Origin of the sequence: Clostridium sp. OF09-36 (assembly GCF_003481985.1) — a bacterium.
GTDB lineage: Bacteria > Bacillota > Clostridia > Lachnospirales > Lachnospiraceae > Brotaphodocola.
Window position 1 is genome coordinate 15,042 of sequence record NZ_QUMD01000009.1, and the last position, 14,580, is coordinate 29,621.

11 protein-coding genes and 2 pseudogenes are annotated in these 14,580 nt (G+C 47.4%); 10 read left to right on the forward strand and 3 right to left on the reverse strand.

What is annotated here, in order from left to right; genetic code table 11:
• Positions 1 to 65: 65 nt before the first annotated feature.
• Positions 66 to 986 (reverse strand): LysR family transcriptional regulator, encoded by a 921-nt coding sequence (locus DXA97_RS08945; protein ID WP_182436845.1) that lies wholly within the window; start codon positions 984 to 986, stop codon positions 66 to 68.
• Positions 987 to 1,201: 215 nt separating this feature from the next.
• Here DXA97_RS08945 and DXA97_RS08950 point away from each other — a divergent pair, with 215 nt between their 5' ends.
• The 6 genes and pseudogenes from DXA97_RS08950 (at position 1,202) to DXA97_RS08975 (ending at position 8,943) form a co-directional block, all read left to right on the forward strand.
• On the forward strand, positions 1,202 to 2,374 hold the full coding sequence (locus DXA97_RS08950; RefSeq protein WP_118719623.1) for an isocitrate/isopropylmalate family dehydrogenase: 1,173 nt from the start codon (positions 1,202 to 1,204) through the stop codon (positions 2,372 to 2,374).
• Between the two features lie 148 nt (positions 2,375 to 2,522).
• The gene (locus DXA97_RS08955; protein WP_347561534.1) at positions 2,523 to 3,458 is read left to right on the forward strand and encodes a MurR/RpiR family transcriptional regulator; all 936 of its coding nucleotides are present in this window, start codon (positions 2,523 to 2,525) and stop codon (positions 3,456 to 3,458) included.
• A 122-nt stretch (positions 3,459 to 3,580) separates the two neighbouring features.
• Positions 3,581 to 4,492, forward strand: a complete 912-nt coding sequence (gene pfkB / locus DXA97_RS08960) for a 1-phosphofructokinase (protein ID WP_118719625.1) — start codon at positions 3,581 to 3,583, stop codon at positions 4,490 to 4,492.
• Between the two features lie 12 nt (positions 4,493 to 4,504).
• Positions 4,505 to 6,425: pseudogene (locus DXA97_RS08965) on the forward strand (fructose-specific PTS transporter subunit EIIC).
• A gap of 256 nt (positions 6,426 to 6,681) precedes the next feature.
• Positions 6,682 to 8,108: pseudogene (locus DXA97_RS08970) on the forward strand (amino acid permease).
• A gap of 142 nt (positions 8,109 to 8,250) precedes the next feature.
• On the forward strand, positions 8,251 to 8,943 hold the full coding sequence (locus tag DXA97_RS08975) for a GntR family transcriptional regulator (protein ID WP_118719627.1): 693 nt from the start codon (positions 8,251 to 8,253) through the stop codon (positions 8,941 to 8,943).
• Positions 8,944 to 9,059: 116 nt separating this feature from the next.
• Here the strand turns inward: DXA97_RS08975 and DXA97_RS08980 are convergent, their stop codons facing one another.
• The gene (locus DXA97_RS08980) at positions 9,060 to 9,701 is read right to left on the reverse strand and encodes a hypothetical protein (RefSeq protein WP_182436846.1); all 642 of its coding nucleotides are present in this window, start codon (positions 9,699 to 9,701) and stop codon (positions 9,060 to 9,062) included.
• Positions 9,702 to 9,912: 211 nt separating this feature from the next.
• Between DXA97_RS08980 and DXA97_RS08985 the strand changes: the two genes are divergently transcribed.
• A complete protein-coding gene (locus DXA97_RS08985; RefSeq protein WP_118719631.1) occupies positions 9,913 to 11,037 on the forward strand; it encodes a PrpF domain-containing protein in 1,125 nt (374 codons plus the stop codon).
• Between the two features lie 114 nt (positions 11,038 to 11,151).
• Positions 11,152 to 11,403, forward strand: a complete 252-nt coding sequence (locus DXA97_RS08990) for a hypothetical protein (protein WP_118719633.1) — start codon at positions 11,152 to 11,154, stop codon at positions 11,401 to 11,403.
• On the opposite strand, the gene DXA97_RS08995 is transcribed toward DXA97_RS08990, so the two are convergent.
• Entirely contained in the window at positions 11,357 to 12,253 is an 897-nt protein-coding gene (locus DXA97_RS08995; protein WP_118719635.1) for a LysR family transcriptional regulator, read from the reverse strand. The two genes, DXA97_RS08990 and DXA97_RS08995, sit on opposite strands and share 47 nt — an antisense overlap.
• Positions 12,254 to 12,381: 128 nt before the next feature.
• Here DXA97_RS08995 and larA point away from each other — a divergent pair, with 128 nt between their 5' ends.
• Both larA and DXA97_RS09005 read left to right on the forward strand, forming a co-directional pair.
• Complete coding sequence (gene larA / locus DXA97_RS09000; RefSeq protein WP_118719637.1) at positions 12,382 to 13,662, forward strand: nickel-dependent lactate racemase; 1,281 nt, start codon at positions 12,382 to 12,384, stop codon at positions 13,660 to 13,662.
• Positions 13,659 to 14,537, forward strand: a complete 879-nt coding sequence (locus tag DXA97_RS09005; protein WP_118719639.1) for a DUF6282 family protein — start codon at positions 13,659 to 13,661, stop codon at positions 14,535 to 14,537. Before larA ends, DXA97_RS09005 begins: the two co-directional genes overlap by 4 nt.
• The last annotated feature ends 43 nt before the right edge of the window (positions 14,538 to 14,580 follow it).

Sequence of the window (14,580 nt, forward strand, 5' to 3'; positions counted from 1 at the left end):
CTGGTAACAGTTCATCAAATGATTGAAAAGCCGATATCTGTAAAAAAAATCCAACCGGCGAAGTATTACACTTCGTCTGGCTGGATTTTTTCTTTTAGAAAACGGATAAATTCTTTTGCACACCGGGAAAGCGGGCGTCCGTCCGGGTAACCGATGACCAGCTTCCAGGATGCGTTTAATGACGGATCCAGTGGATAGCAGGCGAGGTTTTCAACACCGGAAAAAAGATTCAAATAAGAATGCGGGAGAAAGGTGATCCCCATACCGGAAGCAGCCAGGCGTTTGGCTGTTTCCATATTTTTTGTGGTATAGCGGATATTGGGTTTGATGGAGAGCTGGGACAGAATCGAGTCTGCTACCTGCCGCAGCTTTTGTCTGCTTGCTACCATGAGGAAAGGTTCTTGTTCCAACGTTTTCAGATCGTAGATGCTTAAAGTGCGGTAGTCTGGAAATTGGTATTTATGGGCAAGCGTAAGCGGCATGACCAGATAGAAGTCATCTTCGGCTAACAGATCATAGTGGATGGCTTCATTGGGTGTTTCGTAGTGCATGACAGAAAAATCAAGTTTTCCGGACAGCATCAGTTTGTCTAGTTCCGTGGAGTTGTTTTCCTTAAACTGGACGGTAATATCCGGATAGATCTGTTGGAAAGCAGGAAGGATCCTCGGGAGAAGATAGGCGCCAAGATTGAAGGGAATGCCAAAGGTCAGGCTTCCTTTACGCATCTGGCGGTATTCATCCAGATCGGTTTCGAGCTTTTTATAGCGCTCCAGGATGTTTCTGGCTGTTTTCAGATAACGCTCTCCGAACGCTGTAGGAACCAGGCCTTCCTGGGTACGCGAAAAGATCAGGGTGCCAAATTCCTGCTCGACTTTATTTAAAGATTCGCTGAGGGAGGGCTGGGAGATAAAAAGCTCCTGCGCGGCTCTTGTGATAGTTCCATGTTCTGCAATGGTAAGCATATAGAGAAGTTCGTTCTGTGTCATGGAGAAACCTCCGGATATTCTGGGATGATATGGCTGGCATATGGTGCGACAGCAGTGTATGGCCATGCTATAGTTTGTATAGTTCTATAGTTTAGTTTACCACACATCATGCAAAATTCCTATATGAGATATGTTGATTTATGTATTTTACCTATGAATAACTCCATGTTAAGATAAAGCCATAACAAACAACGAGCATTCATGGAGGGAAAATCATGGAGAAGAATGTAGAGAACGTAAAAGCTGCACAGGAAAAATTCGGGGAGCTGATCCAGTCCGAGTTTGAGCGCATTGAGCGTATGAAAGCAGATAACGAGGTGACCGACTTCGATAAGCTTAAGAAGATCGTGATTGGTGTACTCCCGGGCGATGGCATTGGTCCGATCATTATGAAGCAGGCACTTCGCGTATTAAATGATCTGCTGGCACCGGAAATCGCAAGCGGCCGTATTGAGATCCGCGAGATTGAGGGCATGACCATTGAGAACCGTGCCGCAAAGCTGCAGAGCCTTCCGGATGATGTATTCGAAGAGATCAAAAAATGCAATGTCCTCATCAAAGGACCTATGGTTACCCCGCGTGCCGGCGAGCCGTGGCCGAACCTGGTATCCGCAAACAGCCTGCTGCGCCGTGGCCTCGAGCTGTTCGCAGCAGTCCGTCCGATTAAGATTCCGGACAAGAACATTGACTGGACCTTCTTCCGTGAGAACATTGAGGGTGAGTACATCTGGGGCAACAAGGGCATTCAGGTAAATGATGACCTGGCGGTTGACTTCAAGGTACAGACCAAACAGGGAAGTGAGCGTATCGCAAGAGCTGCTTTCGAGTTCGCAAGAAAGAACGGCAAAAAGAACGTGACTATCGTAACCAAGGCAAACATTGTGAAGTTGGCTGATGGCAACTTTATCAAGGCTGTCCGCAAGGTTGGTGAGGAATATCCGGAAATCGAGATCCAGGAGCGTCTGGTTGATGCAATGTGTGCAAAGATGCTGGATCCGGAGTTCAACAAGGGCATCGAGGTTGTAGTTCTGCCGAACCTGTATGGCGATATCGTAACCGATGTAGCTGCAGAGCATCAGGGAGGTCTGGGAACCGCTTCCTCCTCCAACCTGGGCAACAAGTATGCGATGTTTGAGGCAATCCATGGAACTGCTCCGTTCCTGATCAACCATGGCAGAGGCGATTACGCAGATCCGTGTTCCCTGATTCGCGCAGCCGGCATGCTGATGGCGCATATCGGTTACGCTGACCGCAAAGAGATTCTGGAGAAGGCTCTGGATATCTGCACCATTACCGAGCGTAAGAAGGTGGTTACCACCGATGTGGATGGCGCAAGCGCAGCAGAGTTTACCGATTACCTGTTAGAGACCATCGATAAGATCAAATAATTCGAGTCTTCGTGTTCATATTCCTTCTTAAGAAAGCCTGCCGATTTTTTCGGCAGGTTTTCTGCGTTATTTTTCGTTCCTTTTTTCTACGGCCTGTGTTATAGTATTAGATAAGAAACAAATTTACATGAAATTGGAAGTGGATGGAATGAATGAAGCACGAAATGCAACCTCTGTGATCTGTTCGGCTTATGACAGCTTTTTTGAGGCAGAGAAGAAGATTGCAGATTTTCTGATCGAGCATAAGGCAGAGGCAGCCGGAATGACGGTGGGAGAGCTGGCCAGGGCCAGCCAGACCAGCGACGCTACGGTGTCCCGCTTCTGCCGCCGCTGTGGGTTTAAGGGATTCCAGGATCTGAAACTGGCGCTGACCCGGGAACTTCTGGAGGAGGCACACCGGGAACAAGAGGTCACCAATGAGATTGACCGTCATGATCTGGACCAGTCGTTAAAGAACATTCTGGCGAATAAGGTGGCGGAACTGACCGAAACAGTCCGGATGATGGACACAGACAATCTGGAAGCAATTTTACAAAAGCTGGAGCATGCACGGCTTGTACAGCTGGCAGCGGTGGGTAACACGCTCCCGGTGGCGCTGGACGGAGCGTTCAAATTCAGCCAGCTTGGAATTACGGCAGTGGCAGAAACAATCTGGGAAGCACAGACGGCTTATGCGTTTAATCTGGGGCCGGAGGATGTGGTGCTTATCATTTCCAACTCTGGTACCTCCAACCGTCTGCAGATTCTTGCGCAAGGCGCGCAAGAAAATGGTGCTGCGGTCATTCTGATCACCAACAACCCGGAGTCTCCGCTGGCACAGATGGCAGACTACCGCATCATCACGGCCACCCGGGAAAAGCTCTTTACCGAGGAGTTCTGGTTTTCCCGTGTTGCGGCTACGGCAGTCATGGAAATTCTGTATCTTCTCCTGATGGCAGGCATGCGACGGCAGCCGGTCATGTGCGCCGGCATGAAAAAGCAATTTCTGCGGATAAACAGATGGAAAAACGGAAAGAATAGCATAGATATATTACACAAAAGAAAGATGGTATTCCTGTATATGGAGACCATCTTTTTGTGTTAAATGCTGAAAATTGGCGTGAAAATGAGTTTCACGAAAAACACTATTGACGAAAATAAAAAATCATATTATGATTGATTCAACGATAAGAAATATATTTTCTTAAAACTAAGGAGAGATGATATATGATTTACACAGTAACCTTTAATCCGGCTCTGGACTATGTGATCGCTGTGGATCATTTTGCACTGGGCCAGATCAACCGGACAAAGGAAGAAACCATGGTCTGCGGAGGGAAGGGCATTAATGTTTCAGCGCTGCTTGCAAACCTGGGCTATGAGAGCACAGCTCTTGGGTTTGTAGCCGGATTTACCGGAGAGGAGATTGTGAGGCGATGTCAGAAAGCCGGTTTTCATTCTGACTTTATCCGCGTAAAGGAAGGTCTGTCACGCATCAACGTGAAGATGAAATCAGATGAGGAGACCGAGATCAACGGCATGGGGCCGGACATCACCGGAACGAATGTGGAGCTTTTGTTCGAACAGCTGAACGAGCTGAAAGCCGGAGATATTCTGGTGCTTTCCGGAAGCATCCCGTCCAGTATCCGCAGCAGCATTTACAAGGAGATCATGGAACGTCTTCAGGGCCGCGGCATTCAGATCGTGGTGGATGCGGAGAAAGCGCTTCTGATGGAGGTGCTTCCGCTTCATCCGTTTCTGATCAAGCCGAATAACCATGAGCTGGAGGCAATGCTTGGCAGAACACTTTCCACAAAAGAAGAAGTCCTGGAAGGTGCAAAAGAGCTGCAGGCATCAGGCGCCCGCAATGTTCTGGTGTCTATGGCCGGGGACGGGGCAGTGCTCCTGACAGAAGACGGAGCTGTTTACAGAGAGGGTGTCTGCCACGGAACTGTAGTAAATTCCGTAGGAGCAGGGGATTCCATGGTAGCCGGTTTTCTGGCAGGATACCTGAAAACAGGAGATTATGGTTATGCCTTAAAGCTTGGCACGGCCAGCGGAGGAGCGACTGCCTTTTCGCATGGAATCGGCAGCCGGGAAAAAATCATGGAACTGTTCACGCAGCTGAATAAAAAATAGGGGGAGAAAAAGATGCGAATTACAGAATTGCTGAAGCAGGAAAGTATTGGACTGAATGTATCTGTATCCACAAAAGAAGAAGCGATTGACAAGCTGGTAGATCTCATGGCGGCCGGAGGACGGCTGAAGGACAAGGCCGGATATAAGGAAGGAATCCTTGCAAGAGAAGCACTTGGCAGTACCGGCATTGGCGGCGGCATTGCAATTCCGCATGCAAGGTGGAGGCAGTAAAGGAGCCTGGACTGGCAGCTATGGTGGTGCCGGCAGGTGTTGATTATGAGGCGTTTGACGGTTCTTTGGCAAATATCCTGTTTATGATCGCGGCACCGGCGGAGGGCGCGGATGTGCATTTGGAAGCACTTTCCAGACTTTCCACACTGCTGATGAATCCGGACTTCATGGAAGGACTGTTAAAGGCGGAATCCAAGGAGGCCTTTTTAAAGGTGATTGATGATGCGGAGACCGCTAAATTTGGTGCAGAGGAAAAGAAAGAAAACGAAGAAAAAAAGAAAGCTGCAGGTTATCGTGTTCTGGCAGTTACCGCCTGTCCGACCGGCATTGCCCACACCTATATGGCTGCAGAGAGCCTGGAAAATATGGCAAAGAAGCTTGGAGTTTCCATTAAGGTGGAGACTGACGGATCCGGTGGTGCCCAGAACGTGCTGACAAAGGCCGAGATCGACTCTGCTGAGGCTATCATCGTGGCCGCGGACAAGAATGTCGGCATGGCGCGTTTCAACGGAAAACCTGTGATCCAGGTCCCGGTCGCAGATGGTATTCATAAGGCAGAGGAGCTGATCAACCGCGCGGTAAGCGGCAGTGTTCCGGTTTACCACCATCAGGAGGATGGCAGCGAAAGCAGCACTTCTGATGAAGGAAAGGACAGCATCGGACGTACGATTTATAAGCACCTGATGAATGGCGTATCTCATATGCTTCCGTTCGTGATCGGCGGCGGAATCCTGATCGCGCTGGCCTTCCTGCTTGATGATTATTCGATTGATCCTTCCAACTTTGGTAAGAATACACCGCTTGCAGCATACTTAAAGACCATCGGTGAGCAGGCCTTCGGTATGATGCTTCCGATCCTTGCCGGTTTCATTGCCATGAGCATTGCAGACCGTCCTGGCCTTGCAGTCGGCCTGGTGGCTGGCCTGATCGCGAAGATGGGATGCACATTCGCAAACCCGGCAGGCGGCGATGTGAACGCCGGATTTTTAGGAGCATTGTTTGCAGGCTTTGCAGGCGGTTATCTGGTGCTCGGTTTAAGAAAGCTGTTCTCGAAGCTGCCGAAATCCTTAGAGGGCATTAAGCCGGTCCTTCTGTATCCGGTTATCGGTATTTTCCTGGCAGCAGTGGTGACCACCTTTATCAACCCATATATGGGCATGATCAATGATGCGCTTACTGCCTTCTTAAACGGAATGGGTGGTACCAGCCGTATTCTGCTCGGAATGCTGCTCGGCGGCATGATGTCCATCGATATGGGCGGTCCGTTCAACAAGGCAGCCTATGTATTTGGAACGGCACAGCTGGCAGAGGGCAACTTTGAGGTGATGGCCTCTGTTATGGCAGGCGGTATGGTTCCTCCGATCGCCATTGCCTGTGCACCACCTTTTTCAAGAAGAAATTTACCGAGAAAGAACGCCAGTCCGGCATTGTAAACTACGTGATGGGACTTTCCTTCATTACAGAGGGTGCCATTCCGTTCGCAGCTCAGGATCCGCTTCGTGTGATTCCGTCCTGTGCGATCGGAGCAGCAGTGGCAGGAGGTCTGTCCATGGCATTCGGATGTACGCTCAGGGCACCGCACGGCGGCATGTTTGTCCTGCCGACAATCGGCAATCCGTTTATGTATCTGGCGGCGGTGGCTGTCGGTTCCGCAGTGGGCTGTGTGATCCTGGGATTTTTAAAGAAGGACGCGGCGTCATAGGAGAGCAGGAAGCCTCCTGGTCTGGAAATATAGGGAGTATTTGCAGATAAAAAACAGAACAAAAGAAAGAGAAGAGCCTGGCCCAGGGGAGAAATGGTCAGGCTCTTTTTTGGTGTAAAAACTAAAAATATGATCCTTATAAGACAGATAACGTTTCATTGTCCCACATAAATTGTCAACAATCGACAATTAACTATTTACAATTCCGAAATAAAACGATAAAATAAATCGAATAAATATGAAAAGGAGAAGAATCATGTCAGACAAAAACAAGATTACATGGGGTACGCTTGCTCTTATGGCATTCTCGACTGTATGGGGTTTTGGGAACATTGTAAACGGATTTGTTTATTTCAACGGTGTCCAGGTTATTTTCAGCTGGCTTTTGATGTTTGCACTGTATTTTATTCCGTATGCCCTTATGGTGGGAGAACTTGGATCTGCCTTTAAGAAGACCGGAGGCGGTGTCAGCGGCTGGCTCCATGAGACCACGAATGCAAAGCTTGCCTACTATGCAGGCTGGACCTACTGGGCATGCCACATCACCTACATTGCAAGTAAATCCAGCGGCGGTTTAAAGGCGTTAAGCTGGGCGGTGTTCCGCAATGCCAAGACCTACGATACCCTGCCGACGCATATGGTACAGATCGCAACCCTCGTGGTATTCCTCATCGGCTGCTATGTAGCCAGCAGAGGTTTAAATCCGCTTAAGAAAATGCTTACCCTGGCAGGTACCACGACCTTTGTAATGTCCCTGCTCTATATCCTCATGATGCTGGCAGCACCGGCTATCAACCCGGCTGCGGAGTATATACATGCGGACTTTTCCATGAAAGGACTTATCCCGCAGTTTAATTTAGGATATGTGACATCGATCTCTATCCTAGTATTTGCCGTGGGCGGATGTGAAAAGATCTCACCGTATGTAAACAAGGTTGAGAATCCGAGCAAGGGCTTCCCGAAGGCATGATCGCCCTGGCCGGAATGGTTGTTATCTGCGCGATCCTCGGCACCCTTGCGATGTCCCGCATGTTTGATCCTGCTGTCATCAATGCCAGCGAGGAAAGCTTCAACAACTATGCAGCAAACGGTTCCTACTGGGCCTTCCAGAAGCTTGGACAGTATTATCATGTCGGGGATACATTCCTGGTCATTTACGCACTGTGCAATGTGGTCAGCCAGTTTGCTGTTCTCGTATTAAGCATCGACGCACCGCTCCGTATGCTTCTTGAGAACGAGAATACCCAGCAGTTTATCCCATCCGCACTGAAGAAAACCAATCAGTATGGTGTTCACAGCAATGGTATCAAGATGGTAGTTGTCCTTTCCGGTGCCATTATCCTGGTACAGTCCTTTGTTCCGGGTGCTGCAGCGGTGCTTCGCCAGCTGACCAAGCTAAACTCTGTCTGTATGCCGATGCGTTATCTTTGGGTGTTTGTGGCCTACATTGCCCTGCGGGGAGCAATCGACCGCATTCCAGCGGAGTATCGTTTCGTAAAGAACCAGGCAGTAGCCAAGTTCTTTGGCGGCTGGTGCTTCTTTGTAACTGCGGCCAGCTGTCTCCTTGGTATGTATGATAAGAATCCGTTTACCTTTGCGTTGAATGTCATCACCCCGGTAATCCTGACGGCTCTGGGTCTGATTCTTCCTCAGATCGCAAAGCGTGAGCAGGCAGAAAAATAACATATTGCTTTAGCAGATAAGGTGGAATTTCAGACGTGAAAAATGTATGAATTCCACTTTACTTGTTTAACGCGTTATGGTACAATGACACAAACAATATGACGGCGTAGACACAAAGGAAAATGCGGAAAGCAAGGAAATTATGGGCAGACTGGATTATCGGACATTAAGAGAAAACGTGCTGGACGAGATTAGAATGAAGATCCTGCGGGGGGAGCTTGTTCCGGGAGAAAGAATTGTAGAACAGGAGCTGGCTTCGGAATTTGGTGTCAGCCGCGGACCGGTGCGTGAGGCCCTGCGCCAGATGGAAGAGGAAGGTCTTATAGAATATGCCCGCAATGCCGGCTGTTCGGTACGCCAGATCGGACCGGAAGATATCTATGAAATTTACTATATGCGGGCAAATTATGAGATGATGGCGGTGAAGCTGTATGGAAGTCCCTTTCCGGAAGAGACGCTGATGCGGATGCGGCAGATTCTGGAGCAGATGATGCAGCTGGACTGCAGCGCTTATCTGGAAGTGTTTGAGCTGGATAACCGCTTTCATGAACAGATTATGGATCTGGTGTCGTTTCAGCGGCTAAAAAAAGCCTGGGAAGATTTGAGCTATGGGAATATCGTGATCGGTTACAATCTGTTTGTAAACCGGAATGATGTGACCGGGATTCAGTACCGGATTCATGAGAAGCTTCTAAAGGTCTGCCAGGACGGAAATCTGGAAGAAATAGTTTCGGCGATCCTGGATCATTACCTGTTCGGGCTGAAAAAACTGATCGGCAAAATGAAAGAACAAGATGGCCAGGAGACAACTGCAGACACACAGGAAAGCGCGTGACAGAAACAGATACCGGACTGTATAAAAAAGAAAGATAAAAAAGGAACGTCATCGGGATATGCCCGTTGATGTTCCTTTTTTTGCTATCGGAATCTAATATCTGCTGGAACCGGCAGTTACAACACGGGAACCGCCTCGGTTCTGGTTTCCTGTGTGGTCTGGCTGTTTGGTTTTTTGTTCTGGTTATTTGCCTCATCGCCAATGGTGAAGGAGTTTGCGGTATCCACATGGGTGGTACAGGTTCCGTTTGCATTGAAGGTGTAGGAAATACCGTTGATGGTGCGGGTGATTCCTGCATACATGACACCGGTAGACGGATCAAAGTAGTAGGTGTTTCCATTGACATTCTGGAAACCGGTCTGCATCTTGCCGTCGGTTCCGAATAAGTACCAGCTGTCTCCGATTGGCATAGCCACGTTCAGTGCGCATTTGCCGGATTCCGGATAGAAGTAGTAGCGAGAGCCGGAGATAGTTCTCCAGCCGGTCCACAGGGAACCATCATCGCTCATATAATAGTAATCCTGATCCAGATGGAGCCAGCCTGTTACAAGGCTGCCATCGGACAGACCATAATAATATTTGTCAGAAGCAGCATCGTGGATCAGGCCGGTGGCCAGGGAACCGTCTGCCTGATAGTAGTAAAGCTTTCCGTTAGCTTTGGTCACTCCGGCTGCATAGGCGGTCATGCAGCTTCCAAACAGCATGGTTCCTGCAAGTCCTGCAAAGAGTGCTGCTTTTATCTTGTGATTCTTTCTCATCTCTGAAATCCTCCGTTTATGTAAAATTTTTTTGTTTCTATTATAAACCATGGAACCGTTCCAAGGTCAAGTATTTATGCCTGGTTATCCTTTTGATCATTCCAACTGGTTATTGATAATAATAAAAACAGGACATTTTACATTATGATATAAATGCCGTATAGTAAAGATAACAAAAAACAGGTAGGAAATCTGAAAGGAGTTGTCGGTTATGTATATGAAAAAATATCCCTGCGTGTATATGCGCGGCGGCACAAGCAAGGCAGTATTCTTCCATGAGAAGGATCTTCCGGAGGATAAAAACCTCTGGGACGAAATCTTTCTGAAGGTGATGGGAACACCGGATGTAAAGCAGATCGATGGTATGGGAGGAACGGTTTCCTCAACCAGTAAGATTGCCATCATTTCTCCGTCTGACCGGGAGGATGTGGATGTCAACTACACCTTCAAACAGGTTGATATCGTGATCCCGCGTGTAGACGGAAGCGCAAACTGCGGCAATATCTCTTCTGCAGTCGGACCGTTTGCCATTGATGAAGGACTGGTTAAGCCAGTTGAGCCGATTACCGTAGTAAGAGTATTAAACACCAACACCAACAAGATCATCGAGGAGCATGTGCGGGTAGAAGACGGACATGCCATGGTACACGGCGATGAGGTCATCAAGGGGGTTCCGGGAACCGGATCCCGCATCGATATGTACTTTGAAGACCCGGCTGGTTCCAAGACCGGAAAGCTGTTCCCGACCGGAAACAAGCGTGATATCTTCGATGTTCCGGGATATGGCGAGATTGAAGTGACCGTACTGGACTGCTCTAACCCGATGGTATTTATCCGGGCAAAAGATCTGGGAATCAAGGGAACCGAGCTGGTGGAATTAAACCAGAATAAAGATGTGATGGAGCACATTGAGCGAATCCGCTGCATCGCTGCACAGAAATGTGGCTTTGTAGAGAACTGGGAGGATGCAAGAACCAAGTCTACCTCCGCACCGAAGGTTTCCATCATTTCCGAGCCGCAGGATTACACCGACATGGATAAAAACGAAGTAAAAGCAGAGTCCATGGATATCTGCTGCCGGGCAATTTCCGTAGGATCCCTGCACAAAGCTTATCCGATGACCGTTGCAGTCGGAACCGGGGCAGCAGCAAGAATCCCGGGAACCATTGTCAATGAGATCGCGAAACCGGCACCGGATCAGGATATCATTAAGATTGGCCATTCCAGCGGCGTGACAGAAGTGGATGTCAAGATGGACGGCGAGCGTGTCATCAAGGGCGGTGTGACCCGTACCGCAAGACGGATTATGGACGGCTGGGTTTATGTCAGAGACTGATGCAGCCCGAAGCACCGACAAAATCCATTACTGTATGCGTAATGTGTAAAAAATGCATTTGGAAAACGGAAAACCGGTCCACATTCGTTTGGAAAATGAAAGGAGAATATTCGCATGGTAACCTTACATGAAGGAAAACATTACATTGTAAATAACGATCATATCGCAATCGCAGAGGAGGCTGCAAAGCTTTCTGCCGAAGAAGGCAAGAAACAAACCCTGACCTATCAGGTGCTGGAAAAGCACAATCACTCTGTTTTGTGTCACAGTAAGACGGATACCCGTAATCAGAAAATGAAGCTGATTGCGGGTATCCGTTTTATTCTACAAAATACTTACCAAAAATCTGGCAGGCTTTGGAAGTAGCTCCTTTCTGTGAAAAAACAATGCCAAGCTCTATATTGTGTTTTCCAGGGAGTAATGGTAAATAAATAAGTTCCGGTGCCAGATGACTGAGTGCTGCGGATGAAAATGCGAGAGCGTTCTCACTTCGGACAACAGCAGTGGCAAGCAGCGGTGATAACTCCGTTGGATAAGCAATGGGATGTATGTTGTAATCGTGAAATAATTTGCGTGCTGTGTAACCCAATGCCATATCGGGTGGGCTGAAAACAAATGTATAATTTCCAATCGCAGAAAGCGGAATACCGACGATGCCGGATTTGGGATCTTTTTCTGCAATTTTTAATATCGGGTGATCGGGAGAGCAAATCAGTTTTACTTCATCAGCACGCCGGAGTATGATATCTTCCTCTTTCAGCACCGTAAATGGTAGAGACAGTAGTGCCATATCAAGATTTCCGTTTAGAATTTCATATTCCAGCTGACGGCTTGTTTTTTCTGTGATAGATACAGAAATGCCGGGATATTGTGTATGAAAGCGCCGTAGAATGTCTGGTAAAAGATAAACTCCGCGGTAAGTGCTGATTCCAAATTGGATAGTTCCTTTGACAAGATGATTTAGCTCGCATAGTTCATTTTTAGCGATATGGAATTCCTGCAGCATATTACGGGCATGCACAAGGAATTGTTCTCCGGATGCGGTTGGAATAATTCCCCGTGGTGTGCGGATAAACAGGGTTGTCCCGAGTTCGGATTCTAATTGACGGATGAAATGACTCAGACTGGATTGAGCCATAAAAAGTTTTTCTGCTGCTCTGGAAATGTTTTTTTCATCGGCAAGCGTAATAAGATAATCTAATTCCTTAAAATCCATAATACCTCCGCGATATCGAAAATATATATAATAACTATATGATAATATAGATTGTATCGAATCTAAAGACAGTATAAAATAAAGTGCAGAAAAAGACAAGACTGATCAGAGTAACTGGGAGGTGTGAAATGAGCTGGATCAAAATACCTTATGGAAATTATTATCAGGAGGCAGAATTGCCGGATGATCTGAATGTGGAGATTATAGATCCTCCACAGAAAAAAATAGAGACAGATGTTGTAGCGTGCATTGAAGATGCGCTGGATCATCCAGTTGGATCGCCAAAGTTGGAAGACATGGTTGCGAGCGGACAGAATATTGTAATTCTTGTCAACGATCAGACACGGCCGGGACCTAATGCAGAGATGGTTAAAGGGATTCGGGCACGACTGAAACGAAAAGAAATTGCAGATGAAAATATCACGATTGTGATTGCTACCGGAAGTCATAAAGGCCCGGATTCGAAACAGTTACATAAATTGTTGGGAGGATTGGAAGAAAAGCTTAAGGTTCATGTTCATGACTGTGAAGATGGAGAGCATATTTACGTAGGAACAACAAAATTGCTGGATGTTCCCATTTATTTAGACCGTGTTGTAGCGGAGGCAGATTTTATCATTACTACAGGATTGATCTCGCCACATCAGTCTGCTGGTTATTCGGGAGGGCGAAAGAGCATTGTTCCAGGAGTGGTCAGCCTCGAAACTTTAAAAATCCATCATTCTTTGAAAGTCCGGCCCTATGAACCTTCTGTTGGATTTTACAATGGCAATCCATTTCATGAAGTGGCGAAAGAGGCAGCAAACATGGTGCATGCCGGATTCATGCTGAATGTCATACAGGATCCGCATAAGCAGATTGTAGGAGCAGTGGCTGGAAATTTGGAAAAAGCGCATGCAGCAGGTGTGGAGATTTGCAGAAAAAAGAATTTGATCGATGTGCATGGGTGTGCGGATCTGATTATTACCAGTCCGGGTGGGGCACCAAGAGACATTGATCTGTGGCAAAGTCAAAAAGCGTTGTCAGTTCCGGAGATGATCTGTGTACCAGGCGAAACGACGTTTATTCTTGTTGCAGAAGCAAAGAATGGAATTCCACAGATGTTTGTAGATTGGATGAGAAGTGCTGACTCTCCACAGGATGTGATTGAACGTTATCGGCAGGAAGGGTTCGGAATTGGAAGTAACAAAGCATTTATGTATGCGAGATGTATGCTGAAGGGACGGATTATTCTGGTGAGTGAGGGAATGACCGCAAGTGAGGCACACCAGGTAAAAATGGAACATGCGGGTAATTTGCAGAGTGCGATTCAAATGGCATTAGAGAAAAAAAAGCCAAGAAAAGTAATTGTTCTGCCACGGGCCGTGAATATGATACCAAATATGATAGAAGGAGGAGAAACATTATGATTTCCATGAAAGGGGCATGTGATCTTCACATTCATACCGCGCCGGATATTTTTACAAGGATTGCTGATGATGTGGAAACTGCAACGGTATGTAGGGATGCAGGGATGAAAGCAATTGTATTAAAATGTCACGCAGATACGACGATGACTCGTGCGTGGCACACACAGAATCAGGTGCCTGGAATCCGGGTTTATGGAGGAATTGTTCTGAATCTGAATGTGGGTGGAATCAATCCTGCAGCAGTTGATGTGGCGTTGAAAATGGGGGCGGTTGAGGTTTGGATGCCAACCTATCACTCACTGGCACATTATCAGGCAACTGGACTGATGGGAGGATATGGCCACCAGGGGGCAGATGTAAAGACCAGTTATCCGGTAAAGCCAATTACGATTCTGAATGAACAGGGAAATTTGATCCCGGAGGTTTATCAGATATTGGAATTGGTGAATCAGCATAATGCAATCATAGGAACCAGTCATTTAGGGGCAGACGAGGCTATGAAGTTGATTCGTGCGGCACGCGAGGTTGGATGCAAGAAAGTAGTTTTGACACATCCGTTTTTCAATCCACCAAAATGTACAGTAGAACAGGTAAAAGAAGCAGTGGATCTTGGTGCATTTGTGGAGTTTTGTTCTGGCAATGCGCTTAGTCCGATTCCGGCACCGATTTCTCTGGACCTTTATAAAGAGGTAATCGAATGTTGCGGAGCAGACCAGTTGATCATATCAAGTGATACCGGGCATCCAAGAAAAACCATGGCTCCGGAGACGAGCAGAATGTTTGCGCAGAGCCTGACCTATAAAGGTGTGAAAGAGGCAGATTTGGATCGGATGCTGAAAGATAATTATCATAAGCTGATTGAGTTTGAAGATTGATTTTAAACATATTTTGTGCAAAATATAACGAAGCGGTCTGGTA